At 55.9% G+C, this 23,674-nt stretch carries 24 protein-coding genes, 1 tRNA gene and 1 rRNA gene; 13 read left to right on the top strand and 13 right to left on the bottom strand.

Annotation, left to right across the window (positions count from 1 at the left end):
- Positions 1 to 5: 5 nt before the first annotated feature.
- Entirely contained in the window at positions 6 to 872 is an 867-nt protein-coding gene (locus tag IEW66_RS03270) for an AAA family ATPase (RefSeq protein ID WP_188680274.1), read from the top strand.
- Complete coding sequence (locus IEW66_RS03275; RefSeq protein WP_188680276.1) at positions 850 to 1,908, top strand: VWA domain-containing protein; 1,059 nt, start codon at positions 850 to 852, stop codon at positions 1,906 to 1,908. Before IEW66_RS03270 ends, IEW66_RS03275 begins: the two co-directional genes overlap by 23 nt.
- Here the strand turns inward: IEW66_RS03275 and IEW66_RS03280 are convergent.
- The 3 genes from IEW66_RS03280 to IEW66_RS03290 are packed head-to-tail and all read right to left on the bottom strand — an operon-like array spanning position 1,889 to position 5,567.
- Positions 1,889 to 4,231 carry a xanthine dehydrogenase family protein molybdopterin-binding subunit gene (locus IEW66_RS03280; protein WP_188680278.1) on the bottom strand — a complete coding sequence of 781 codons (2,343 nt, stop codon included), beginning with the start codon at positions 4,229 to 4,231 and terminating at the stop codon, positions 1,889 to 1,891. The genes IEW66_RS03275 and IEW66_RS03280 overlap by 20 nt on opposite strands.
- Positions 4,232 to 4,235: 4 nt before the next feature.
- Positions 4,236 to 4,706 (bottom strand): (2Fe-2S)-binding protein, encoded by a 471-nt coding sequence (locus tag IEW66_RS03285; protein ID WP_188680280.1) that lies wholly within the window; start codon positions 4,704 to 4,706, stop codon positions 4,236 to 4,238.
- Between the two features lie 3 nt (positions 4,707 to 4,709).
- Positions 4,710 to 5,567, bottom strand: coding sequence for an FAD binding domain-containing protein (locus IEW66_RS03290; protein ID WP_188680282.1), 858 nt, complete (start codon positions 5,565 to 5,567; stop codon positions 4,710 to 4,712).
- Positions 5,568 to 5,678: 111 nt separating this feature from the next.
- Here IEW66_RS03290 and IEW66_RS03295 point away from each other — a divergent pair, with 111 nt between their 5' ends.
- Complete coding sequence (locus IEW66_RS03295; protein WP_188680285.1) at positions 5,679 to 6,200, top strand: class I SAM-dependent methyltransferase; 522 nt, start codon at positions 5,679 to 5,681, stop codon at positions 6,198 to 6,200.
- Here the strand turns inward: IEW66_RS03295 and IEW66_RS03300 are convergent.
- Positions 6,190 to 7,449 carry an acetyl-CoA hydrolase/transferase family protein gene (locus IEW66_RS03300; protein ID WP_229657468.1) on the bottom strand — a complete coding sequence of 420 codons (1,260 nt, stop codon included), beginning with the start codon at positions 7,447 to 7,449 and terminating at the stop codon, positions 6,190 to 6,192. The genes IEW66_RS03295 and IEW66_RS03300 overlap by 11 nt on opposite strands.
- Positions 7,450 to 7,536: 87 nt before the next feature.
- On the opposite strand from IEW66_RS03300, the gene IEW66_RS03305 reads away from it, so the two are divergent.
- Positions 7,537 to 7,609: transfer RNA gene (locus IEW66_RS03305), tRNA-Phe, on the top strand.
- Between the two features lie 1,074 nt (positions 7,610 to 8,683).
- Positions 8,684 to 9,913, top strand: a complete 1,230-nt coding sequence (locus IEW66_RS03310) for an MFS transporter (protein ID WP_188680288.1) — start codon at positions 8,684 to 8,686, stop codon at positions 9,911 to 9,913.
- Positions 9,914 to 9,921: 8 nt separating this feature from the next.
- On the opposite strand, the gene rmuC is transcribed toward IEW66_RS03310, so the two are convergent.
- Both rmuC and IEW66_RS03320 read right to left on the bottom strand, forming a co-directional pair.
- Positions 9,922 to 11,070 carry a DNA recombination protein RmuC gene (gene rmuC / locus IEW66_RS03315; RefSeq protein WP_188680289.1) on the bottom strand — a complete coding sequence of 383 codons (1,149 nt, stop codon included), beginning with the start codon at positions 11,068 to 11,070 and terminating at the stop codon, positions 9,922 to 9,924.
- A gap of 38 nt (positions 11,071 to 11,108) precedes the next feature.
- A complete protein-coding gene (locus IEW66_RS03320; protein ID WP_188680290.1) occupies positions 11,109 to 11,840 on the bottom strand; it encodes a class I SAM-dependent methyltransferase in 732 nt (243 codons plus the stop codon).
- Positions 11,841 to 11,945: 105 nt separating this feature from the next.
- Here IEW66_RS03320 and IEW66_RS03325 point away from each other — a divergent pair, with 105 nt between their 5' ends.
- The 7 genes from IEW66_RS03325 to IEW66_RS03355 all read left to right on the top strand — a co-directional run bounded on the left by IEW66_RS03325 (position 11,946) and on the right by IEW66_RS03355 (position 17,687).
- Positions 11,946 to 12,143, top strand: coding sequence for a DNA-directed RNA polymerase subunit K (locus IEW66_RS03325; protein ID WP_188681202.1), 198 nt, complete (start codon positions 11,946 to 11,948; stop codon positions 12,141 to 12,143).
- A gap of 488 nt (positions 12,144 to 12,631) precedes the next feature.
- Positions 12,632 to 14,101: ribosomal RNA gene (locus IEW66_RS03330) — 16S ribosomal RNA — on the top strand.
- Positions 14,102 to 14,214: 113 nt separating this feature from the next.
- Complete coding sequence (locus tag IEW66_RS03335; RefSeq protein WP_188680291.1) at positions 14,215 to 14,436, top strand: protein translocase SEC61 complex subunit gamma; 222 nt, start codon at positions 14,215 to 14,217, stop codon at positions 14,434 to 14,436.
- A gap of 9 nt (positions 14,437 to 14,445) precedes the next feature.
- Entirely contained in the window at positions 14,446 to 15,327 is an 882-nt protein-coding gene (locus IEW66_RS03340) for a transcription elongation factor Spt5 (protein ID WP_188680292.1), read from the top strand.
- Between the two features lie 13 nt (positions 15,328 to 15,340).
- Positions 15,341 to 16,732, top strand: a complete 1,392-nt coding sequence (locus IEW66_RS08790; RefSeq protein WP_229657470.1) for a hypothetical protein — start codon at positions 15,341 to 15,343, stop codon at positions 16,730 to 16,732.
- Entirely contained in the window at positions 16,732 to 17,196 is a 465-nt protein-coding gene (locus IEW66_RS03350) for a DUF1947 domain-containing protein (protein WP_188680294.1), read from the top strand. Before IEW66_RS08790 ends, IEW66_RS03350 begins: the two co-directional genes overlap by 1 nt.
- A 35-nt stretch (positions 17,197 to 17,231) precedes the next feature.
- Complete coding sequence (locus tag IEW66_RS03355) at positions 17,232 to 17,687, top strand: peroxiredoxin (RefSeq protein ID WP_188680296.1); 456 nt, start codon at positions 17,232 to 17,234, stop codon at positions 17,685 to 17,687.
- 314 nt (positions 17,688 to 18,001) lie between these two features.
- Here IEW66_RS03355 and rpl12p read toward each other — a convergent pair whose 3' ends face one another.
- The 4 genes from rpl12p to IEW66_RS03375 are packed head-to-tail and all read right to left on the bottom strand — an operon-like array spanning position 18,002 to position 20,440.
- On the bottom strand, positions 18,002 to 18,316 hold the full coding sequence (rpl12p, locus tag IEW66_RS03360) for a 50S ribosomal protein P1 (RefSeq protein ID WP_188680298.1): 315 nt from the start codon (positions 18,314 to 18,316) through the stop codon (positions 18,002 to 18,004).
- Positions 18,317 to 18,331: 15 nt separating this feature from the next.
- Positions 18,332 to 19,279 (bottom strand): 50S ribosomal protein L10, encoded by a 948-nt coding sequence (rplJ, locus tag IEW66_RS03365; protein WP_188680301.1) that lies wholly within the window; start codon positions 19,277 to 19,279, stop codon positions 18,332 to 18,334.
- Positions 19,276 to 19,926 (bottom strand): 50S ribosomal protein L1, encoded by a 651-nt coding sequence (locus IEW66_RS03370; RefSeq protein WP_188680303.1) that lies wholly within the window; start codon positions 19,924 to 19,926, stop codon positions 19,276 to 19,278. The genes rplJ and IEW66_RS03370 overlap by 4 nt, the downstream gene beginning before the upstream one ends.
- 43 nt (positions 19,927 to 19,969) lie before the next feature.
- Entirely contained in the window at positions 19,970 to 20,440 is a 471-nt protein-coding gene (locus IEW66_RS03375; RefSeq protein ID WP_188680305.1) for a 50S ribosomal protein L11, read from the bottom strand.
- A gap of 113 nt (positions 20,441 to 20,553) precedes the next feature.
- On the opposite strand from IEW66_RS03375, the gene IEW66_RS03380 reads away from it, so the two are divergent.
- The gene (locus IEW66_RS03380) at positions 20,554 to 21,204 is read left to right on the top strand and encodes a 2-phosphosulfolactate phosphatase (RefSeq protein WP_188680307.1); all 651 of its coding nucleotides are present in this window, start codon (positions 20,554 to 20,556) and stop codon (positions 21,202 to 21,204) included.
- Between the two features lie 190 nt (positions 21,205 to 21,394).
- Here the strand turns inward: IEW66_RS03380 and IEW66_RS03385 are convergent, their stop codons facing one another.
- The 3 genes from IEW66_RS03385 to IEW66_RS03395 form a co-directional block, all read right to left on the bottom strand.
- Entirely contained in the window at positions 21,395 to 22,075 is a 681-nt protein-coding gene (locus IEW66_RS03385; RefSeq protein ID WP_188680309.1) for a 6-hydroxymethylpterin diphosphokinase MptE-like protein, read from the bottom strand.
- 2 nt (positions 22,076 to 22,077) lie between these two features.
- Complete coding sequence (locus tag IEW66_RS03390) at positions 22,078 to 23,238, bottom strand: DUF373 family protein (protein WP_188680310.1); 1,161 nt, start codon at positions 23,236 to 23,238, stop codon at positions 22,078 to 22,080.
- Between the two features lie 129 nt (positions 23,239 to 23,367).
- Positions 23,368 to 23,586: a GntR family transcriptional regulator gene (locus IEW66_RS03395; protein ID WP_188680312.1), complete on the bottom strand. Its 219-nt coding sequence runs from the start codon at positions 23,584 to 23,586 to the stop codon at positions 23,368 to 23,370.
- Between the last annotated feature and the right edge of the window lie 88 nt (positions 23,587 to 23,674).

The raw sequence follows: 23,674 nt of genomic DNA on the forward strand, positions 1-23,674 counted from the left end.
AAGCGATGCCCATCTGGAGTTCTCCAGGGGATGTGGAAGCGTCCCTGCGCTCTGCAGGGTACATACCAGACAGCAGGATATGCACATCCCTCTTCCTGTCTGAATTGCTGGGCAAGCCGCTGCTGGTTGAAGGCCCACCGGGGAGCGGGAAGACAGAGCTTGCGAAGTCCGTGGCCCAGTCAACGGGGATGAAACTCCACAGGATTCAGTGCCATGAGGGCATGGACTACAGTTCCGCTTTCTATGAGTGGAACTACCAGAAACAGCTCCTCTTCCTCAGGACCTCTGAGGCAAATGACATGGACTACAGGCGTGTCTTCTCTGAGGAGTTCCTGATAAAGAGGCCCATTCTGGAGAGCATATCCGGCGGCCAGAGGTCTGTTCTCCTCATTGACGAGATCGACAGGTCAGATGAGGAGTTCGAGGGCATGATCCTGGAGTTCCTGGGAGAGTTCCAGGTATCGATACCCGAGCTCGGTACCATAAGGGCGAGCCAGAGGCCCGTCGTTATAGTGACTTCGAACAGGACCAGGGAACTCAGCGACGCCCTGAGGAGGCGATGCATCTACCTCTTCCTGGACTACCCAGACGCTGAGAGGGAGGTCGAAATAGTCATGTCACGGGCCGCTGGCATCAGCCCCTCCCTGGCAAGGGCTGCTGTGGAGGTAACGAGGAAGGTAAGGAGGCTGGAGGGCATGGTCAAGAAGCCTGGCATATCTGAGACCATAGACCTGGCGCTCTCGATGGTGTACCTGGGTTTAGGGAACCCAGAGGTGCTGGCATCCACCATAGCGAAGAACCCTGAGGACTACCGCCTTGTTGTGGAATCGAACGTACTCGGTGCCGCAGATGGAAGAGAGGCTGTACGCTAAGGCGCTCCTCTTTTCAAGGCACCTGCAGGCCTCCCTCGGCAGGAGGGACATGGTTGCAGTATCGGACTTCATGGCAGCGATCGAGTGGTGCGGCATAACAGATAACCAGTTCGTCCTTAACGCTGCTGTCTCGCTCTTTGCCAGGAAGCCAGAGGAAATACAGGTTGTCAGGGACGCGTACCAGAGGTGCTGGCTTTTCAACAACTGCGTCGATCTCGGGCCACCGGCACAGGTACCTTACAGCAGGCCAGCAGGGCAGAGCCCATCCAATTACTTCATTAGGACGCTCTACGGCTCCCGTGGGAAGACAGTGGAAAGGAGGGTAAGCGCGGAGAACGCCTATTTCAGGATAGGGAGGGAGATGACCAGGTACCTGCCCCTGGTGGAGGGCCACAGGCCAGGGAAGGGCCGGAGGGTCATTGATATGCCCGCCGCCGTGAGGGAGGTGGCCAGGGACAGGGAAGTACTCGATTTGCCAATGAGGGGCAGGAAGAGGAGCAGGGGATCTTTCCTGGTGCTCATAGACGTCAGCGGGTCCATGCACGGCCTGGAAGGCTGGGAGGTTTCCCTGGCCCTCTCAATACTCAGGAGCTCAAGGGGGAGCCATGTCTACGCAATCTCATCCGAGTACCGGGAGATAACTGACTACCTCAGGCTGCGCTCGATGCAGGGCGAACTCTCCGCCGTGATATCCTCAATGGACACGGGCACTGCTATAGGCCCCGCGCTGGCAGGCCTCGTCAGGGAGCACCCGGAGCACGCCGAGGGAAGACATGCTGTTGTGGTGAGTGACGGCCTGGACCTGGGCGACCCAGCAAAGATGGCCGAGGGCGTGAGGGCGCTGAGGATGCTCTCCCGCTCGATCCTCTGGATCGACCCCCTGCTTGACAACCCTGGCTCCTCTGTGAGGACAGATGGCCTGCTGGCCTCTCTCCCGTTCATAGATTCGCTGGTGTCAAGGAGGGACCTGCTGACCAGGCCATTCCACGAGGCCTTCAGAAATGGCGTGTTGAGGGTCACCTCTTACCGTGTATGACCCTCCATACCTTTTCAGGCGTCACCGGCATGTCTATGTGGTCCACACCGTATTCCCTGAGGGCATCGACAACTGCATTCACGAATGCCTGCGGCGATGCTATCGTCCCTGCCTCGCCTATGCCCTTTACACCGAGGGGGTTGTGTGGCGACGGAGTAACAGTGCTGTCTGTCTCTATGTTGGGCAGTTCCATGGCACCCGGCACCAGGTACTCCATGAAACTGGAGGTGAGCAGGTTCCCGTCCTTATCATATACAGACTGCTCGTACATGGCCTGGGCCAGTCCCTGCGCGACCCCACCGTGTACCTGGCCCTCCACTATCATCGGGTTGATCTGGGGCCCGCAGTCATCCACCGCAACGTAGCGCAGAATGTGCGGCTTACCCGTCTCCCTGTCTATCTCCACCACGCACACGTGGGTCCCGAACGGGAATACGAAGTTCTCAGGGTCGTAAAACGTGGTTGCTTCCAGCATGGGCTCCACGCCCTTTGGCAGGTTCGAAGCCATGTATGCTGCGTTGGCCACCTCCTGTATGCTCACACTCTTTGTTGGAGCCCCCTTCACCGAAAACCTTCCGTTGCTGAACTCGAGGTCCCCCTCTGATACCTCCAGCAGAGAAGCGGCTATCTTCCTGGCCTTTTCCACGACCTTCCTGGCGGAGAGGGCTATGGACCCACCTTCCACAGGCGTTGTCCTGCTGCCGTATGTGCCCATGCCCATCGGTGTCAGCTCGGTGTCACCGTGCACTATCTCGACATCCTCAACGGGCACACCCAGCTCCTTTGCCACGATCTGCGCGAATGTTGTCTCCTCGCCCTGGCCGTGCGGGTGTGCACCCGTGAGCACCTGAACCTTGCCTGTGGGGTGTACCCTTATGGTTGAAGAGCCCCAGAGGCCGCCACCGAATCCGGTTGCTGTCACCACAGTGGACGGGCCCAGGCCGCACATCTCAACGTATGAGGATATGCCAATGCCGATGAGCCTGCCCTCCTTCCTTGCCTTCTCCTGCTCCTTCCTGAGCTCTTCGTATCCAACCTTCTCCAGTGCCTTCCTCAGTGCCGCCTGGTAGTTGCCGCTGTCGTACACGAGGCCCAGGGGGTTCGGGTGCGGGAAATCTTCAGGCCTTATGAAGTTCCTCATCCTCACCTCCGCGGGGTCCATCTTCAACTTTTGGGCCACCATGTCCACAACGCGCTCTATTATGTAAGAGGCCTCTGGCCTTCCGGCACCCCTGTAGGCGTCTGTGGGGGTCGTGTTGGTGAACACCCCTGTTACAGTGACGCTTGCGGCCCTGATGTCGTAGCACCCCGTTACTATGAGGCCGAAGAGTATTGTGGGCACGCCTGGGCCTGCGGTTGAGAGGTATGCACCCATGTTAGCCAGGGAACTCACCTTCAGGGCCCGTATCTTTCCATCATCGTCGAATGCAACCTCGATATCCTGCACATGGTCCCTGCCGTGTATGGTGCCCAGGAAGTTCTCGGTCCTATCCTCCACCCACTTTATGGGCCTGCCAGTCTTGATGGCAAGGTAGCACGCTATGGCCTCCCAGGGGTAGACAGGTATCTTGCTGCCGAAGCCACCCCCGACGTCAGGTGATATGACCCTTATCCTGTGCTCCGGGATTGAGAGGATCAGTGAAAGGAGGAGCCTGTGCACGTGCGGGTTCTGTGACGTGACGTACAGTGTAAGCTCCCCCCTGCCGCTGTCATAGCTGGCCAGTGCTGCCCTGGGCTCCATAGCCGCAGGCTGCAGCCTCTGGTTTACTATCCTCTTCTTCAGCACGTGCTTTGCCTTCCTGAACTCGCCGTCCACATCGCCGCCGGATACAGTCCACCTGAAGGCCACGTTGCCCGGTGCCTCCTCATGGAGCTGAGGCGCACCCTCTTTCAGTGCTTCCTCCTGCGTTGTCACCGCAAGCAGTGGCTCGTAGTCCACCTTCACCTTCTCCACAGCGTCCTCTGCGGTGTACTGGTCGGATGCCAGTACGGCGGCAACGGCCTCGCCCGCGTACCTGACCTTCCCGTTGGCAAGGGGCGGGTAGGGCACGGCCTTGATGTCGGAGTTCGGGATCACCCATGCCGTGGGTATGTTGGCCACTCCGTCCCTGATATCTTCATAGGTGAATACGCCGTAGACGCCGGGCATCTTCAGCGCTTCGGACTTGTCTATGCCCTTTATCCTGGCGTGTCCGTAGGGCGACCTCACAAACTTCAGGTACAGGGTGCGTGGCATCTCTATGTCAGCCACGTAACTCCCCCTACCCGTCACGAACCTGACATCCTCGAACCTCGGTATCCTGGCTCCAAAGGCGCTATCCAACTTATCACCTCCCCTGTGCAGCCTCCTTTATTGCCTTCACTATGTTCACGTAGCCCGTGCACCTGCAGAGGTTGCCCCCAATGTGGAACCTTATCTCCTCCTCACTCGGATTCCCGTTCCTGTTCAGTAACTCGACTGCATTCATTATGAAGCCAGGCGTGCAGTAGCCACACTGCAGGCCGTGGTTGTTCTGGAAGGCCCTCTGGAGGGGGTGCAGTTCCCCATCACGGGCCAAGCCCTCTATTGTAGTGATCTCATGGCCCCTGGCCTGCACAGCGAGCATCGTGCATGACTTGACAGCCTTCCCATCGAACAGGACTGTGCATGCGCCACAGTGGCTCGTGTCACAGCCTATGTGCGTCCCCGTGAGACCGAGGACATCCCTTATGAAGTCAACGAGCAGCATCCTGGGGGGCACCTCTGCCCTCACGGTTTCGCCGTTCACTCTCATCTCCACCGCGATCTTTCCGGACATGGTTCAGTCACCCCTGGCCCTGGAATAGGCTGAACGCAGGCTCCTCAGTGCCATAACGCCTGCCATCTCCCTCTTGTACTCCACCGAACCTCTTAGGTCCTCCTGGTACTCACCTGCCTGGCCTGCCACCTTTTTAATCTCATCCGCTGCTTCATCAGGCGTCCGGCCCTTCACCACATCGTTGATCTCCACTGCAACCGGCACCTCTCCCGCGCCTGCCAGGACAAGTGTGGCACTCTCTATTGAACCTCCTCTGCTTACCCTTACGGATACCGCGGCGCCCACTGTTGCGAAGTCGTCAGTCTTCCTCTTCAGTTTCGTGTAGGCCGTGCCCTGTCCCTCACTGAAGGGCACCTCCACGCCGACCAGGATCTCGTTCTCCCTAAGGTCTGTGCTGAATGGCCCCTTGAAGAAGTTCCTGGCCATTACCTCACGCCGGCCATCCACGCTCTCCACGATGAGCCTGGCGCCAACAGCCACTGCAGCAGGCCCCCAGTCACCTGCAGGGTCAGCATGTGCCATGGAGCCGCAGGCCGTTCCCATGTTCCTCACCTGCGTGTCGCCCAGCTGTTTCGAGACGTCCCTGAATATCTCCAGCTGTCTGGGAAGCTCCCCAAGCTCGAAGTCCCTGTGCCTGGCCAGGGCGCCGAATCTCAGGACTCCCCTCCCCGTGGTTATGTAGCTGAGTTCTGATATCCCGTTTATGTCTACCAGAGCAGCAGGGCTGGCGAGCCTTGTCTTGAGAAGAGGTATGAGGCTCTGCCCCCCGGCCAGCACCTTGCTGCCGGGCCTGCTATCCAGATACTCAAGGGCTTCCCTGAGTGTCCCGGGGCCTGAATACTCGAAGTCCGGTGGTCTCATCCTTACCGTATATCAAATGATATATACTATTAAAGCGTTGTGCGTGTCCCCTATGCCCGTGCCCTCATCTTCCATGCACGTATAATATAAGCGCAACGGATATTCAAGCCGATGCTGACCAGAGAATCGTCCCTGGATGACGTTGCGGACGAGTTTGCCAGGATGGCCAGGGGAAACAGGTTCCTTGACGTGGGGACAGGCTTCGGCATAATGCTGGACAAGCTCATGCTGATCCCGGGTGTCAGTGTGGTAAGCATTGACCCTGAGGCCTGGACGTTCGAACAGATCTCATCAAAGTACAGGGATGAGGTCTCCTCCGGCAGGCTCAGCCTTCTCAGGATGGCCGGGGAGAGGCTGGAATTTGGCGACAGTGCGTTCGATACGGTATTCTCCATAGGGGCACTTCACCACATGTCCGATCCTGTGTCGGGCCTGAGGGAGATGGTCAGGGTGGCAAGGCAGAGGGTCCTAGTCGCTGACTGGGACAGGGAATCGGCAATGTGGATGAACCCACACACGGAGGAGGAATTATCTGCTTCGAAGGAGCTCGTTGTCCCGGGGGCCAGGGAGATGGGGTTCAGGATAGAGGAATACGGGACGTTCTACACCCTTTACCTTGATGTCAGGCCCTGAGGATCCTGGATGCCTCCTCCTCCAGCTCTGACCTGAACCTGGGGTGTGCCACCGAAACCATCTCTGTGACCCTTTCCTGAATGGTCTTGCCCCTCAGTTCGGCAACACCGTACTCGGTAACCACGTACTGAACGTGGTTTCTTGTCGTAGTAACTCCAGTCCCCTGCATCAGGAACGGGACGATCTTCGACTTCCCGTCCCTGGTCGTGGACCTCAGGGCTATTATTGATTTCCCTCCCTCTGAAAGTGACGATCCACGGACAAAGTCCATCTGGCCACCGACCCCGGATATGACCCTGGGCCCTATGGACTCTGCGGACACCTGCCCCGTGAGGTCAACCTCCACTGCGGAGTTTATGGAGTGCATCATTCTGTTGCGCCTTATGACGGATGTGTCGTTCGTGTACTCCACGCTCCTCATCTGCACCGATGTGTTGTCGTCCAGGTAGTCGAAGACCTTGCGCTCTCCCTTTGCGAAGGTACCAACCGTGTGGTACCGGTCGATGGCCTTGAGCCTGTTGTTCACAACTCCTCTCTCCATGAGTTCCACAATGCCATCTGAAATCAGCTCGGTGTGCACTCCCAGGTCCCTCCTGTCGGAGAGCGAGAGCATGACAGCATCCGGCACCTTGCCTATCCCGGCCTGCACCGTGGCACCGTCCGGTATAAGCTCTGCAACGTTCCTGCCGATCTTCATGTCCACCTCATCCGGCCTCTCCCTCTTGGTGACGTGGAGGGGTTCGTCATGCCTGAGAAAGTGGCTCACCATTCCAGGTGTGATTAGCGAATCCCCGAAGGTCCTTGGGACCTCACCGTTGACCTGAGCAATGGTCCTGCGTGCAACCTCTACCGCAACCTTCGCGGCCTCGACTGTTGGGCCAAGGCTCATCATGCCCTTGCTGTCCGGCGTGCTCACATTGACTATGGCAAGATCTAACCTTATCTGCGTCCTGAGAAACCAGGGGATGTCGGAGAGGAAAATGGGTATATATCTTGTCCAGCCCTTCTGCAGGGCATCCCTTGCGTTCGCGCCCACGAAGAACGAGTAGTCCCTGAACCTGTCTGTATGGTCTTCCCTGAAGAGGAAAACATCACCGCCGAGCTCGATGTGGTAGAACGATAGGCCACCTATGTCCATCTCTCCTATCATGTCCAAGAGGTAAGTGGGTGTGGATGCACCACCCTGGATATATACGTTCTTCGCCTCCCTCAGGATCTCCCTCAGAGCAGATTGTGTTAGCTCAATCACATGGCACATAAAGCTACGTTGCTTATCTTGGTTACATGCCGGGGACTGCGTAAAATTGAAATCGGAAAAGTGCATCACACTAGGCAGGCCGTGGTAGCTCAGTTGGGAGAGCGCCAGACTGAAGATCTGGAGGTCGCCGGTTCAATCCCGGCTCACGGCATACCTCCAAGAAGGTTTATGGCTGTCATGTTTCTGCAATATTCACTTTGCCATTTCATGCATTGGAGTGTCTCATCTCTTAGCGAATGACGATCTTCATCATTTTCCTTGTCCTCCCCTTTCCTATTGTTTTGATACGATCATGGGTTATGCCCCTTACCTTCAGCCAAATTGCGTAACCGTAATCGCCGTTCCCCACATACCAGGCTTTCTCCACACACATTATTCCTTCAAGTACCAATTGCTTCATCCCCATCTGCCAACCCAGTGAACCCAAGGGGAAGTTACACTGGAGACACTGGTAGGAACAGCTACTGCGCCTATCGGTGCAGAGGAAGGTGTGCCATAAGAAACAATGAATACAATAATAGATATACATGACACTGTGGTAATTGCGGGTGCTGCGGCTCTTATGGCAGCCATAGCAGGTTACAGAGCCCCATTCCTTCTCTCTTATAAATGTACAAACAACCGGATTAAGTTCCATGCTGGGACATTCGTTTGAGTTACCGGAACGCTTCCTGAGGACTTCTGGAATGCAGGGGCTGATGGATAACCCCGTGTGTGGACTCAACCGTCCACTGACAGTAGGGGCAAATTCAATAATTTGCTGCACTGGCCAGAGGCTACCATTCCCCTGGGCACCCTTTCCCATATCCCTCACCATGACGCATGGAACCTTGGCGTGGACGAACACGATTTTAACGTATGCATCCATTACGCGCTCTGGGCCAGTCACCACACATCCCTTATGCCTTAGAGGACCCATGTGGGTGTACGTGGATCTCGCACGCGCAGTAGCAGGGAGATCCCCTGTGAGGCACCGGGTAGCCTCCAGTCAGCCCTTTGGATGAAGTGCCTGGCGCCGGTTATCTTTACACCATTCAAATCAAAAGAAATGACATTCATGGCAATACCGAAACCGTCACGATTAAGCACCTGCTTATGGTAAAATCATCCCCCCGCTCCCTCGATCCTTAGAATGTAGGCTCCCTGGCCTTCGGTTATCGGGCGGGCCAATCATGGTAAGGCACTCCTTACAAAAATTTATTTATTGTGGCTCAATCCTCAGAAGATGTCAGGCAGTCCTTACAATACTCAGGGAAGGGCTATAGTGGCGCTTTCCATGAGTATCCTGGCATCAAGCTACAACATTGCAGCAATATCGCCCCAGCTTGGCATCATCAGGCAGTTATTCAGGCCAGGCCCAGTTTACATGGATCTGCTGGCAACTTCAGTGCTGATCGGTGCCATGGTGGCTGCCGTGGTGGGAGGTCCCATGGCCGACCGTTTCGGGCGTCTCAGGATACTGCTCTTCGACCTCCTCACATTCATACTGGGCGGCGTGATCGGGGCCCTCTCATGGAACATGTGGGCCCTGCTCGCATCCAGGGTTGTTGTTGGCCTCGGTGTGGGCCTGGACTACGTTGTCGTATTTGTCTACGCATCAGAGATATTCAGGAGGGGTAGCGCACCATCCAGGATGATGCTCATAATGTTCTTCGCCAACTTCGGCATAATAATCGCATACTTCAGCGGCTTCCTGTTCGACATGGTCGGGGCAGGCCTGTCCTGGAGGCTCGAGCTGGCATCTGGAGTGGTGGTGGCGGCAATACCAATATGGCTGAGGGCCAGGCTACCAGAGTCATATGCATGGTTGCAGGCGGAGCACAGGCCTGTGAGAGATGTGGTGAGGAGGGTTATGGAAATGGGGAGGGGCCTCTTCAAGGTCTACTCCATACCATGGTTCCTGTACCAGATCGGCGACCAGGGCCTGGCAGTGTACATGCCTTACCTGCTGTCCAGCGACCTTCACGTGACATTCACTGATGGTGCTGGCTACAGCGTCATTGTGAAGGCATTCACGATCCCCGCCTCTTTCGCAGCCATAGTCCTGGTGAGGAGGCTCGGCATGCTGAGGCTCCAGTTCATCGGCTTCATTGCGAGGGGCGCGTCCCTCCTGATGCTGTCAATATTCATACTCGCCTCCCTTCACATGGACCTCGCCTTCGTGATCCTGCTCGCTCTGGCATTCTTCTTCGGGGCCATGGGCCCGGACAAGACAACCGTGATAAGGCCTACTGGCTGGTCTGACACCCAGACCAGGGGTGCATTCCAGGGTATATCAGAGGCTTCAGGCAGGCTCGGTGGAATCCTGGGCGTGCTGGCCTTCGCCGTAGCACCGGATGTCCTCCCAGGCTCCGGCTTCCTCCTGATATCTTTCACCTGCCTAGCCGGTGGGGTTGTGACCGTGTTGATCGGAAGGGCGAAGGCCAGCTCCCTGGCCTCGGTGGATCCCAGGTGACCACCGGCTCAGTCGGTGCCGGTTACTGTATCGTCGACCTCACCTATCTCCGGGCTCTTCTCGGACCCTTTGACACCCAGTTCCTTCATGCTCCTCGCGTAAGGAATCAGGTTCTCCCTGAGGCTCCTCGCCCCCTCGTTGTACTTCTTAACCACCCTGGAGATGTCCCTGCCGATCTCGGAAAAGCTTGATAGGAACCTGTTCGCACTCTCGTACACCTTTCCGCCCATTTCAATGACCCTCTCCATGTTCTGCTGGAGAGTGAACTGCTGCCAGCTCATTGCCACAGACCTCAGTATGGCCAGAAGTGTAACTGGCGAAGCAACTATGACTCCATTCTGTATCCCGAAGTCCATCAGTTCGGGGTCGAACCTCAGGGCCGCGGAGAAGAAGGACTCGCCTGGGAGGAACATAACTACAAACTCAGCTCTCCTGGGTCCGGAGGAGTATTTTTTCGACGCAAGTTCCCTTAGCCTCTCCCTGACCTGCCTTGAGTACGCTTTCAGGTGGTCTACGGCCTCATCCTCGCTCTGGGCCTCAAGCGCCCTCAGGTACTCAGATATCGGCACCTTGGCATCCACCACTATTTCCCTGTTCCCGGGGAGCCTGATCACCATATCGGGCCTGTTACCCTCGCCAGCCACCTGCTCCTCAAAGTCACAGTGCTCAAGCATTCCGGACGCTTCAACGATCCTTCTGAGCTGTATTTCCCCCCACCTGCCCCTGGCCTGGTTGTTCTTGAGCGCGCTCGCCAGGTTCCTCGTCTCCTCTGAGAGGCGCCTGCCGGCCTCTTCCAGGGCCCTCATCATCTGCGTCACCTCGCCGTAGTTCTGCTGCACACTTGACCTGAAGGCGCTCACCTCCTGCCTGTATGCTTCGAGAACCTGCCTGACGGGCTCTATCATATCCTTGATCTCTGTCTTCTCCAGCTCCAGTGCGTGCCTAGTCTCCCTGGACACATCCTCCATGGATGCTTTTGCGCTCTCTGCTATGGCCTTTGCACCCTCCTGCACCACTCTCTGGTAGAGTTCCTGTGTGGTGTCCCTGATGGCCCTCTCGTACTGCCTCCTGGACAACCTCTGGTAAAGTACCGTGCCTGCCACTATCCCCAGCGCAAACCCTGCCAGGAAGATGGAAGCATAGGTGTATGTGAGCATGCCTTTCACCCGCTCTCCAAATCTGGTGGGCCTGGAGCTCAGTCCCTCACAGCCAGGTAAACTCCATGCAGTTTCATCAGGCCACCAGGGCGTGCCAGTGGGAAGCCTTCACCCGAGAGCTTTTCCAGGTATGCCCTGCATGCCATCCCCTGGGCACTTTCAGAATCCAATGGTGAAAGCCACTGGTCGAAGTCCAGGCTGTTGACCATGATGCTATGCTCCACCTCCCTGAAGCCAGCCTCTTCAAGTTCCATAAGCATCTCTTCCTCGCTTAGTGCCCAGTGGTGGCTGCTATCCCTCATCCACTCCAGCCTGTTGAACTGCTCCTCCCAGCCTGCGGGCGCTACCATGTCAGATATGCAGAGCCTCCCGCCGGGTGCAAGCACCCTGCGGAACTCCCGCAGGGTCTCATGGACATTGTGGAAGTGGTGGAGGGCCCTTCTGCACGTAACTACAGTGAAGGCACCGTCGGGGAGTGGCAGTTCAGGGAGGGTTGAGAGCACGAAGGAACAGTTGCGTGCCTTTTTCTCCTTTACAAGTTCCATCGCCTTCCTCAGCATGCCGGGGGTGCCATCGTGTATGACTGTGCTGGAGACCATCTCCGAGAATTGAAGTGCAGTGAAGCCAGGTCCGGCAGCGGCGTCGAGCAGGACGTCGGTACCCTCTGGCCGCACAATCCTCACCATGATTTCAAGGTCTTCTCCGCGGCTATGCAGCCTGCTCCTGCTGTAATGCTCCACATTCTGTCCGAAAAATTTCTGGAAGTCCATGGTTGAAAAGGGAGGGCTTTGTAATAAATGTCGCATGTCCGGTGTCCAGTGACCTGAAAAAGGTTATTATATAGTTGAGCATTATCGGATGCCCGCATGATTTTCATGACGCTAACAAAGTTTGAAAAAGCAAGGATAATTGGGGCGAGGGCCCTCCAGATTTCAATGGGCGCCCCGGTTCTCATCGATGTGCCAAGCGGGATGGTGGATCCCGTGGACATAGCGATGCTCGAGTTCGAGAACAACCTGATCCCCATAACAATAAAGAGGAACATCCCAAGCTCGCAGGAATCGGGCAAGTGAGCGTGGCTTTCGCTCTTTCTTAATATCGCGTTTATGCAATTAAGATCGTGTCCATGGCCTGGGTAACCACGGCCCTCTCCCTGCGTCAATAGGGCATGATGCCGGTGTCTGGTAGGGATCAGAGAGGGCGTCTTCGCAGTGCTTCCGGTGCAATGCAGGGAGTACTCCATTTTGCCAAAGCAGGATCGGATGGCAGGATGTCCTTTAACCTGCACGCTTCACAGATCCACATTGGCCATGTGGCGCACCGGGCTCGCAAAAGGGTTAAATATGAAATTAACATATCCTAAATTACGCTCTAAAAGAGGAAAAGAGCGAGTATATCCAGCCTTAAAGGCGGACAGGGGACTGCCCGTTGGGGCGGGGTGAACTAATGTCATTCCGGGGCTGGTAAACATGGGGCAGTGAGTTGTTTTATGCTCACTTCCGACAAGGGTGAAATGGTGCAAACCACGGCTCGCCAGTTCCAATAATTGTGACAGGATTTAACTCCGGTTGATCCTGCCGGCGGCCACTGCTATCAGGTTCCGACTAAGCCATGCGAGTCAAGGGGCCGTAAGGCACCGGCGTACCGCTCAGTAACACGCGGATAATCTGCCCTCAGGTGGGGCATAACCTCGGGAAACTGAGGCTAATTCCCCATAGCCACTCTATGCTGGAATGCTTGGGTGGTGAAAGCTCCGGCGCCTGAGGATGAGTCTGCGGCCTATCAGGTAGTATGTGGTGTAACGGACCACATAGCCTAGGACGGGTACGGGCCCTGAGAGGGGGAGCCCGGAGATGGACTCTGAGACACTAGTCCAGGCCCTACGGGGCGCAGCAGGCGCGAAACCTGTGCAATGCGCGCAAGCGCGACACGGGGAACCTGAGTGCTCTGGCTCAGCCAGAGCTTTTCTCGAGCCTAAAAAGCTCGAGGAATAAGAGCTGGGTAAGACGGGTGCCAGCCGCCGCGGTAACACCCGCAGCTCGAGTGGTGGTCACTTTTATTGAGCCTAAAGCGTCCGTAGCCGGTTACGTAAATCTCCAGGTAAATTCTTCCGCTCAACGGAAGATTTTCTGGAGAGACTGCGTGACTTGGGACCGGGTGAGGTTGAACGTACTTCTGGGGTAGGGGTAAAATCCTGTAATCCTGGAAGGACGACCGGTGGCGAAAGCGTTCAACTAGAACGGATCCGACGGTGAGGGACGAAGGCTAGGGGAGCAAACCGGATTAGATACCCGGGTAGTCCTAGCTGTAAACACTGCCCACTTGGTGTTGCCTCTCCGATGAGGGGGGGCAGTGCCGGAGCGAAGGTGTTAAGTGGGCCGCTTGGGGAGTATGGTCGCAAGGCTGAAACTTAAAGGAATTGGCGGGGGAGCACCGCAACGGGAGGAGCGTGCGGTTTAATTGGATTCAACGCCGGAAAACTCACCGGGAGCGACCTTCGGATGAGGACCAGCCTGATGAGCTTGTCCGATAGAAGGAGAGGTGGTGCATGGCCGTCGTCAGCTCGTACCGTAGGGCGTTCACTTAAGTGTGATAACGAGCGAGACCCCTATCCCTAATTGCCATCCTTCACGTGAGTGGAGGGGCACTTTAGGGGGACCGCCAGCGCTAAGCTGGAGGAAGGAAGGGTCGACGGCAGGTCAGTACGCCCCGAATCTCCCGGGCAACACGCGCGCTACAAAGGGCAGGACAATGGGATGCGACCTCGAAAGGGGAAGCTAACCCCGAAACCTGCTCGTAGTCAGGATTGAGGGCTGTAACTCGCCCTCATGAATGTGGATTCCGTAGTAATCGCGGGTCAACATCCCGCGGTGAATATGCCCCTGCTCCTTGCACACACCGCCCGTCAAACCATCCGAGCTGGTGCTGGATGAGGGTACGTCCGGGAGGGCGAACTCGAATCTGGTGTCAGTGAGGAGGGTTAAGTCGTAACAAGGTATCCGTAGGGGAACCTGCGGATGGATCACCTCCTAAGCACGGCGGGCCGTGGGCATTATCATTTCACCTTCAAATCATAACCGTTTTTTGGGAAACTATTTAACTCGAGTTTCGATCTGTTCTTCTGGTCTGCTCTAAGTGGTATTGATGTCGTTGGATGATCGTGTGGAGGAAATACAGGAGCGCATCGAGAGGCGCATCGGGGGGATAGGCAAGGGAAAATACTCAAGGATACTCAGAATGGCCAAGAAGCCCGACAGGGATGAATACATCAAGGTGGTGCTCATCACCGGTGCAGGCATCATACTCCTTGGCCTCCTGGGTTTCTTCATATACCTCCTGATGACTGTCTACTTCCCCATACCATAGGTGATCAAGATGGTCGAGAACACATCAAGGTATCAGTGGATCGAAGTGGATCTTAAGGACGAATATGAGATGGGATGCGGAAAGGAGCTCAGCATTCCGATAACTGTCAGGAACATACAGGGAAAGAAGAGGAGCTTCACCCTCTCACTTTCAATGTCCTTTGAGCAGAAGGACAGCCAGATGGAGTGGTTGGTATCAACCGACCTTAGTAAGGGCGATAACTATTCACTCTCACCAAGGGACAACCGGAAGATAAGCGAGCAGTTCGATGTTGATGGGAACAGGCAGAAGGAGATCGCGGTCAAAGTCTCCACCCCCAGGGGTGGCTACATAGGGGATTCGTCAACTATCTCACTCTCGGTATCCTCGGATGATGGCATACACTCCTTCAGCAGGGAGGCAAGGATAAACCTGAAGCCAGTCATAGTGGCGATGAAGACAACACTCGGCTCGGAGCTTTCTGTGGCCATAGACCTGGAGAACAGGGCCATAAGGGACTACGAGGACAGGGCGGCAACCAACCCACTTGCAACCAGCGAGGTCATATCCATCATGTTCTCCCCGGAGGTCAAGGGATACGTCTTTGTGGAGACCATGCACCCTGACCGTGTATTCTACCTTGCCAGGGGAATAAAGAACTACAAGGGCATGGTGGAGGGAGAGATAAGGGCAGAGGAGATACTGCACTACCTCACGCCGAAGCCTGCTGTATCGGGCCTCGAGCTTGGAGCATTCGTCGAGTTGATAGACGGGCCGTTCAAGGGAGAAAAGGCCAAGATCATGTCCATTGACACTGCCAAGGAGGAGGTCACGGTGCAGCTGATCGAGTCCATGGTGCCTATACCTGTCACCGTGAGGGCAGAGGCAATAAGGATGCTCGAAAAGAAGTGAACGGTGCGTCCAGTTGAGGCTCAAGGCCAGGTCTGAGGAGGATGAGAGGAAGTTCATCACGCAGGTGCAGGAAATCCTCGCAGACCCGGGGGTACTCGTGCCCCAGTGCCTTGACCCGGGTCTCTTCTGCCCATTTGAAGGCTACAGGAAGAAGCTGAGGGCAGTCGATTCACCCGGCGACCTGCTCAGGTTCTCAAGGTCTGCTGACCAGTTCCTCTCAGGGCTGGCCGAGAGTGCGCGGGCTGTGGAGAGCGGTGGTGCAAGGCTCACTGCCATGCTGAAGACGCAGTACGGGAGCGTCGAGTACATACAGAGGGGCGGGGGGACAGACCCCCCGGTGCTCGCTGGTATCCAGAACGGCAGGGACGTGGTATGGAGGATGCTGGCCTTCACCTCCCTCTCTAAGACGAGGGGTGTTAAGGTGTATTCCTCAAGCAACTACTACCTGGCTTCGTGCAAGTCCACACCGCCACCGCCTGAGTTCTTCCAGGACGCGCTCAGGGACGAGGGTATAGCCACAGGGGTGTCTGATGGCATTGTCGAGGTTGGCACCTCCGGCCTTTCGGTATTGGTCGGCTTCCTGGGCAAGCCTGTACTGAGGATAAGGGAGGATTCGTCCTGGAGGTCCGGGGCTGCACTCATGAAGCACATACTCGTGGGCGAGGCAGGGGCGTTCTCATTCATGCCCGAGTTCCTGGATGAAGTGCAGGTGGACGTGCAGCAGCACCTCCTTTCTTACCTGGCGGGCCAGGCGGATGACAGGGCGGTGGTGAGGAAGGTATACGATTCAAAGGTGGAGAGCGCTGTAAGGAGTGGCTTCTACGTCTCCAGGATGAAGGTGTACAGTGACCCCGAAGCATTCCTGAAGAGCCTGGACCCGGTGGACGTGCCCGCTGAGGTCCTGATCAAGTACATGAGGAAGTACGGCAGGGGTATGCAGGCGGACACCGGCAGGAAGGTGCTTGAGGCCCTGTGGCCCCAGTTCTCCAGGGAAATACTGGCTGATACAGTGCCTGGCCTGGGAGAGGACGCGGGAAAGTTCTCGAAGGGACAGCCCCTGGAGATGATAGCAGCAGCAAGGGAGTATGTGATGAGGAAGGGGGCCGGATTACCCTTCGAACCCTGGTCAGAGGATAGCAGGTTTTTAGCCGATATAATTGTGGAGTACAGGCTGTTCGGGAAGGAGAGGGCTGCGGATTTCGCACTCAGGAACATGGGGTACTCCGAGATGAGGCGCGTCATATCTCTCTCATTCCTCTATTTCACCGGTGCGGTGTCTGCGGGTGAGTGGAAGTTCTCGGAGCATGAGGCGGCCCTTGCCAGGATCCTTGAGAAGAGCCTCAGGGCCTTGATTGAGGGCAACGACATTTCTGCTCTCAGGGACATAAGGGCGGTGATAGGCTAGTGTCCAGGCACTTCGTTTCAAAGAAAGAGGCGCGTATGGTATCGCAGAAGATAAGGGAATTAGGCCTGCAACTCTCCGACGGCCCAACAGAGGTGGAGGAAGGCAGGGGAGTGAAGGTCTACTTCATCTCCGGCATGCCGGTGCTCTTCTCCTCAGGCATAGAGGTGCCGACACTGCACCTCATAAACAGGAGCAGGCCGCAGAGGTCATGGATAGAGGTGGACGACGGTGCAGTGCCAAGGATATCATCCGGTGCGAACCTCTTCGCACAGGGGATCGTGTCCATGGACACCGCCATAAGGAAGGGTGATGTGGTCTACATCAGGGACGGGAAGGGTACCTACGTGGCTGTGGGCATAGCCGAGCGTGACGGCCAGGAGATCATGGCAAACAAGGTTGGCCTCGCCGCCAGGGTGATCCACCACGTAGGCGACAGCATCTTCAAATCGTACCAGAGGGAATGATGAAAGCGTTATAAGCATGCTCCTGTTATTCATTCATGGAACTACTCCAGGTTGGTGCACAGGCACCTGACTTTGAGTTCACCGATACGGACGGAAAGAGGAAGAGGCTCTCCGACCTCAGGGGCAGGCCCGTGGTCGTTTACTTCTACCCCAAGGACAACACACCGGGCTGCACAACGGAAGCCTGCGGCTTCAGGGACAGCATGCAGGCGTATGAGAGCAGGGGAGTTAAGGTCATAGGAATAAGCGTTGACAGCGAGGAGTCTCACAGGAAGTTCAGGGAAAAGTTCGGCCTTAACTTTCCACTCGTGCCGGACCCGGAGAAGAGGATAGTGAGCGCCTATGGCGTCCTGGGCGACCGCTCTGCAAAGCGCATAACCTACATCATAGGCCCGGACGGGAAGGTAGCATATGTCTATGGGAAGGTGTCGCCAAAAGACCACCCGGCCGAGGTGCTCGAAAAGCTCAGGGAACTGGGCTTCGCAACGTGAGGCTTAGGGTAGGCCACCCCTGCCACACGGGATACCCCTTCAGAGCGGTGCCTCCTGCCCCAGTCCAGTTACGGGAATTTTCAAAAAATGCCCGGTATAGATTTCCACTCTCCAGTTCACGTGGAGGTGTTGCCTCTCCTGCCACCGCTATCGGATTCCATGGTCAGGAGCGTTATCAATATGGAGCCCATGGCCCATATGACAGATATGATAATGAGTACAGGTATGAAGAACACGACGGAGAGGACAAATAGGGTTGCTGGTAGGATATATTTAAATATCCCCCAGAAAAACTGGTAAAAATCCATCCAAGATCATCCGAAGAGCGAGCTGAGGCCAGCCATTGCATCTTCCTCAGATGCGGCCTTTTCCTCCTCCTCTTTCTTCTCCTCCTTCTTCTTTTCCTCCTTCTTCTCAGCCTGAGGAGCAGCTGGGGCCGCCGCCACCGGCGCGGCTGCAGCGTTCTTCAGCACCTCTTCGATGTTTATCTCCTTCAGGCTCGAGACCAGCGCCTTCAGCCTGGCCTCGTCGGCCTGCACCCCGGCCTCTGTGAGCACCTTCTTCAGCTTCTCCTCGTCTATCTCCTGGCCCGCTGCGTGTAACAGCAGGGCACCATACACATACTCCATTCCTTTCAACCTCCTTCATCCAAACAGGGCACTCAGCCCCGCAGACGCATCCTCTTCACCGCTCTTCTCCTCTTCCTTCTTCTCCTCTCCCCTGGCCTCTTCGGCCGCTGGAGACTCACTGCCGCCCTGCAGGGCTGCGTTGAGCGCGTTTGCTTCCCTAATAGCTTTGAGTATAAATAATTGCACGTTGCTCTCGGTCAGGAAGCCAGCCGCTAGGGCCAGGGCGTCCGCCTCCAGCTTTGCCTTGGCAAGGAGCTCTGGCACCACCTCAGGCACCATGAACGTCGCCCTGAGGGCCAGCGCCTTGGCCCTGGCAAAGGCCGTGGCCACATCAGCCGCCACCTGCTCGGGCGTTATGGACAGTGATTCCTTTGTGAATATGATCCCGTCTTCGTAGGCACCCAGGACATCGAGGCCCACTATGAGGGGAAAGATCTCCAGCCTCTCGAGCACCTTCGCCTTCTCTGGCGTTATGACCTCTCCCTTCTTCACTAGGACTGCTTCCTTCTTTATGACTATCTTGCCCTTCTCTATCGCAGTCTGGAGGCCCACCTTCTGGAACTCACTTATCATGGGGCCTGGCGGGAACGATGTCTCCTTGGCCTCTACCACTATGTCATGGTCCGCTATCTCCCCTCCCCTGGCAGGTGCCCTCTGCTTGGTCCCCTCCAGCCTCCTGTAGAGAACGGGTGCCCCTATGTTTCCGGTCACCACTGCCACCTGGCCAGAGACGAACTGTTCCAGACCCTTTATGTCCTTCTTCTGTGCTTTTTCAAGCGCCTTCTTTATCAGTGTGCCCCTCATCACCCTGATCTTGACTTCTCCCCTCAGGCTCTTCCTTATGTCCTGGAACTGCTTGTTCCTGAGCCCCTTTATGCTCACTATGGCTGTTACGTTGGAGCTGCTGATCTCCTTCGCGACCTGGTCAACAAGCTCAACCTTCCACTGGGCCGGTTTCCTCATTTGATCGCCTCCACATCTATCTTCACAGCCTTACCCATGGTCGTCTTGATGTACACAGATTCAATGTTCGACATGCCCTTCTCGAGCTTGCTTGCAACCCTCTTTATGACTGCAGTCACGTTCTCTCCTATTTCTTCGTCCTTCATGCTCTTCGTCCCCACGGGCACGTGGAAGGTCCTCCTGTCCCTTGTCCTTATCCTCACGGTCTTCCTGAGTGCAGATATCATAGGCGCAGGGTCCTGCCCTGGCGGTATGGGCTTCGGGATCTTGCCCCTGGGGCCAAGCACAGGGCCCAGGGTCCTGCCTATGTTCGCCATGAGGGTGGACTCCGCTATGAAGAAGTCAACCTCGTTTGCTACCTTCTTGAACTCCTTCTTGTTCTCCGCGAACTTGGAGAGGTCTTCTGGGCCGAATATGAGGTCTGCGGACCCCCTCGCCTTGGCCTTGAGTTCCTCGCTTCCTATGACTGCTATTTTGGTCTCCTTTCCCCTGCCGTTGGGCAGAACAAGCTCATCATTGATCCTGTTCTTGGGATCGGAGAGGTCCACGTCCTTGAGGTTTATGGCAAGTTCAAGGCTCTCCAGGAACTTCCTCTCCTTCGACTGCTTCTTCGCTTCTGCGACAAACTTTGAGACGCTGTCAGCCATTCACAACACCCCTGTAGTGACCGAGATGCCCTCTCCTACAGGACTATATCTCGATTTCGCCTGACTTAATAAGCCTTTGTACCTCCTTCGGGTCCTTTCCATCAACATTTATACCCATTGAAACGCAGGTTCCTAGGACCTCAAGCACAGCGGCCCTGAGGTCATAGGACATAGTAGAGCCCAGCTTCATCTTGGCAACCTTCTTTATCTGTTCGAGGGAGGCGTTCGCGGCTATGGCCTCCTTCCTTTTCGATGCGCCCTTCTCTATCTTGAGTTCCTTCTTGAGAAGGGCCGATGTGGGCGGTATGCCTATCTGTATCTCGTACTTCTTCGATGCAGGATCCGTCACAATGACGGTGACCGGCACCTGCATGCCCTGAAAGTCTTTGGTCTTCTCGTTGATCTCCTTGACCAGCTGGCCAAGGTTAAGCCCCAGGGGGCCAAGGGCTGGGCCCAGGGGTGGCCCTGTAGTGGCCTTGCCGCCCTCAACCATGGTCTTGACCGTCTGTGCCATGAATCGTAACACCTTTCGGGGAATATGGCACGATTCTATATTTACCTTTCACAAAGGCATGGCGGTTCCCGGGAAGGTCACATATTTTATCCACAGAATCCATAGAGAAGCGGATGGAAGTTGTCATAGAGGACGGCAGGAACCAGAAGGACTTCGAGGAGGGAACGAGGGTGCTCGTTGACATATTCAGGTCGACGACCTCAATCCCGATAATCCTGCACAGGGGAGCAACCAGGGTGATACCGACTGGCAGCGTTTCTGTGGCCAGGGCGATGAAGAGGGAGGATCCGAAGAGGGTGCTCGTGGGCGAGAGGTTCGGCCTGAAGGTACCTGGCTTCGATTACAACAACTCCCCATCAGAGCTCATGGGCGCGGACTTGCAGGGGCGGGAGGTCATTTTCACCTCCACCAACGGCACAAAGGTCCTGGAGAGGATACGCAACAGGGGAAGGGTCTTCCTGGGGTCATTTGTGAACTTCAGCAAGACTGTTGACGCAGTGAGCGGTGGCGATAGGGTCTTCATAACCCTGTCCAACAGGCCAGACGGGGAGGCTGATGAGGACAGGATATTCGGCGAGTTCATCAGGGAGAAGCTGGAGGGGGGAGACCCTGACTTCGGGCGCTACGCTGAGATGGTCAGGAGGGGCAGGGGCTCCAGGAGGCTTGCCATGATGGGTGGCCGGATGGACATAGAGGTAGCCCTCTCCCTAGATTCTGTGCCCGTGACGGTTGCACTCAGCGGTGACTATCTCGTGAGCAAGTAGCCGTCCAGTCTGGCTAATTGCCATCACTGTGTGGGCATTTCCTCACCTGACCTCGTTGCTGAAATGGGGTGTGAGGGTAGATGTGGCTGGATATTGTGTTCGCCGGTGAGTTTTCAGGCCCCGATTCACTGCTTCGCTGGCGCATGCTGTGCCGTTCCAGATGGCCCCATGAGGGGGTGAACTGGCCTGCCTAGATGTCAATGAAATCGCCTTCGATAAGTTCTCCGCCCCGCTCCTGGGCGAGGGCTGAGAGGAGGGCCCTAGCCCACTTCAGCTTCGCCTTCTTCCTCTCCGGGTTACCCTTGTGCACCGGGTGCTCGAAGTCAAAGCCCACAAGTGTAATCCTCCTTGCGCCGAAAGCGGCGGCTATGAATGCTGCCCTGTCGCCGTCCGTGAAACCGTAAAAGTTGTGGACGAATCCAACAGGCCTGTTCTGCGTGGTGCCCACAGCGCCCGGGAAGAGGAATGGCGCCAGCCTTTCCACCTTCTCCACATTATCCCCGTGGGCATGGACGAAGACGATTGAACCCTTCCTGGCGCACTCCATTATTCCGTCAGTGTCACCGTCAAGGTCTGTCACTATGAAATCTGGGCACCCCATGATGGAGTGGAATGTGCCTATGGCAGAATCGGCAACGAATACCTTGCCTTCTCCCACAGAGTGTAGTAACTCAGCCAGGCCAGGCCCGTTTCCTATTACATAGACATCACCGCCCCTGAGGCCGGACAGGCGATGGTCCGATAGCCTCAGGCAGCCCCTCTCACCTATTATGTCCGAAAGGCGCAGCGACGACACGAGATCCATTGCAGGGTCAATGCCAAGCTCCCCAGTTATCGCCATGTAGTAACGGGACCATGAATTCCAGTCCATGCTTACTTGTTGGTCATGTCGTTGGATATCTTCGCACCCTGCTCCCTCTCCTCACCCCTTGATTCCCTGGCCTCTGAATAGTACCTGTTGATCATGGAGGAGAACATCGCTATCACGAGGCCGAGTATCAGGAAGAAGACACTGGCGATGGCTACCCTGAGGGTTATGAACCCGAGGATGTACCTGATGTAGTTCATCATACCATACACGATGAACGCTATGGAGAGGGAGAAGAGCAGGCCGTACCACACGCTGTGGGTTATGGGCTTCTTGTAAACAGCCATCTCAATTGCCGAGCCAACCTCCCTTGTGAAGAAGGCACCGTAAAGCCACCAGGTGAACATTGAGAGGAAAACCAGGATCGCGTCCACCGGGCTCTTCGTTGTGTCCCTTGTTATGACATAACTGGATGCTATTCCCACCAGGATAAGCATCGAGGCCACAACGTACGATAGGAAGAGCACCCTGGTCTCCTGTGCGTACCTGTAAACCGAGTGGAACAGGCCGTTGACCTTTGCCCCGACCTCGAAGCCCCTCTCAAGAAGGTACCCTCCAAGGACTATGGTAACGAAGGTTATGGCACCTATGCTCGGGTCTATGGTTGTTATCCTCGCGCTGACCAGTTCGTACAGTATAAAGGCAAGAGAGACCACACCGTAGGTCAGGAAAACTATGCCCAGGGGTATTATGAACTTGTTCACCACTTTCTTGTCCTTAAGCGCCTTTACTATGTAGTAATACAGGGATTCTATGTTCTGGTTGTGCCTCACGATAATATGCTTCACATACCTTATCTTTCTCCTAGAGACCAGGACAGGCACTATGTAGTCGTCCTCTGCTCCGTCTGATACAAGGATCATGTCATCATAGTTTCCCCTGGACAGGACGTCATCTATCTGCCTTCCCAGCTCCGTGTCAGAGGTCTCGCCCACGTCCTGGTCTCCCGTTATAAGGCATATCTCAACGTCCTCTCCCCTCTCCCGGAGCTCCTCATAGTGCTTTATTGCGCCGAAGAGGGCATTTGCATCTGAATCCTCAGGGTCTGTGGTGATGAGCTTTACTGCAGCATTGTAGCACTCGGAGTACCCAACGACCGGCCCTTTTATACCAGCCTTCTCTCCAAAGTCGTTGTCCCTGTCTATGTTCACTATGAGGGTGGTCATCGGCTACTCTCCTCTTGATACATGTGTCGCATTTTAATAACCTTTGCACGCATAAATATATGTAGGTATTAATTAATGTCAGGTGTTAAAAAATTGAACTTCTGGCAGCTGCCACACGTGGGGGCGTGCCTACTTTAAGGCGTAGTAGCCAGCACTCTTCTGCCTGGCCACCCTCTTGACCAGGCCCTTGCTCTGTAGCTCCTGCAGGGAGCTTGTGACAATGGCCTTTCCAACACCTGCAGCCTTCATTATGTCATCTGCAGACTTCAGCTTGTCTTCCGAGGTTGCCCCCAGCTTCTTTATGGCCTCATAAACCTTCTTGGCATTTGGACTAAGCTCGTCCGCCATGTTTACCCTCGCCGATACATAATATTTCTGTATATATATTTATAGGAGGCAGGCCCGCACGCCTCTCTCGTCGGTGCAGACGTGGAAA

It is taken from the genome of Thermogymnomonas acidicola, assembly GCF_014646795.1.
In the GTDB taxonomy this organism is placed as follows: Archaea; Thermoplasmatota; Thermoplasmata; order Thermoplasmatales; family Thermoplasmataceae; genus Thermogymnomonas; species Thermogymnomonas acidicola.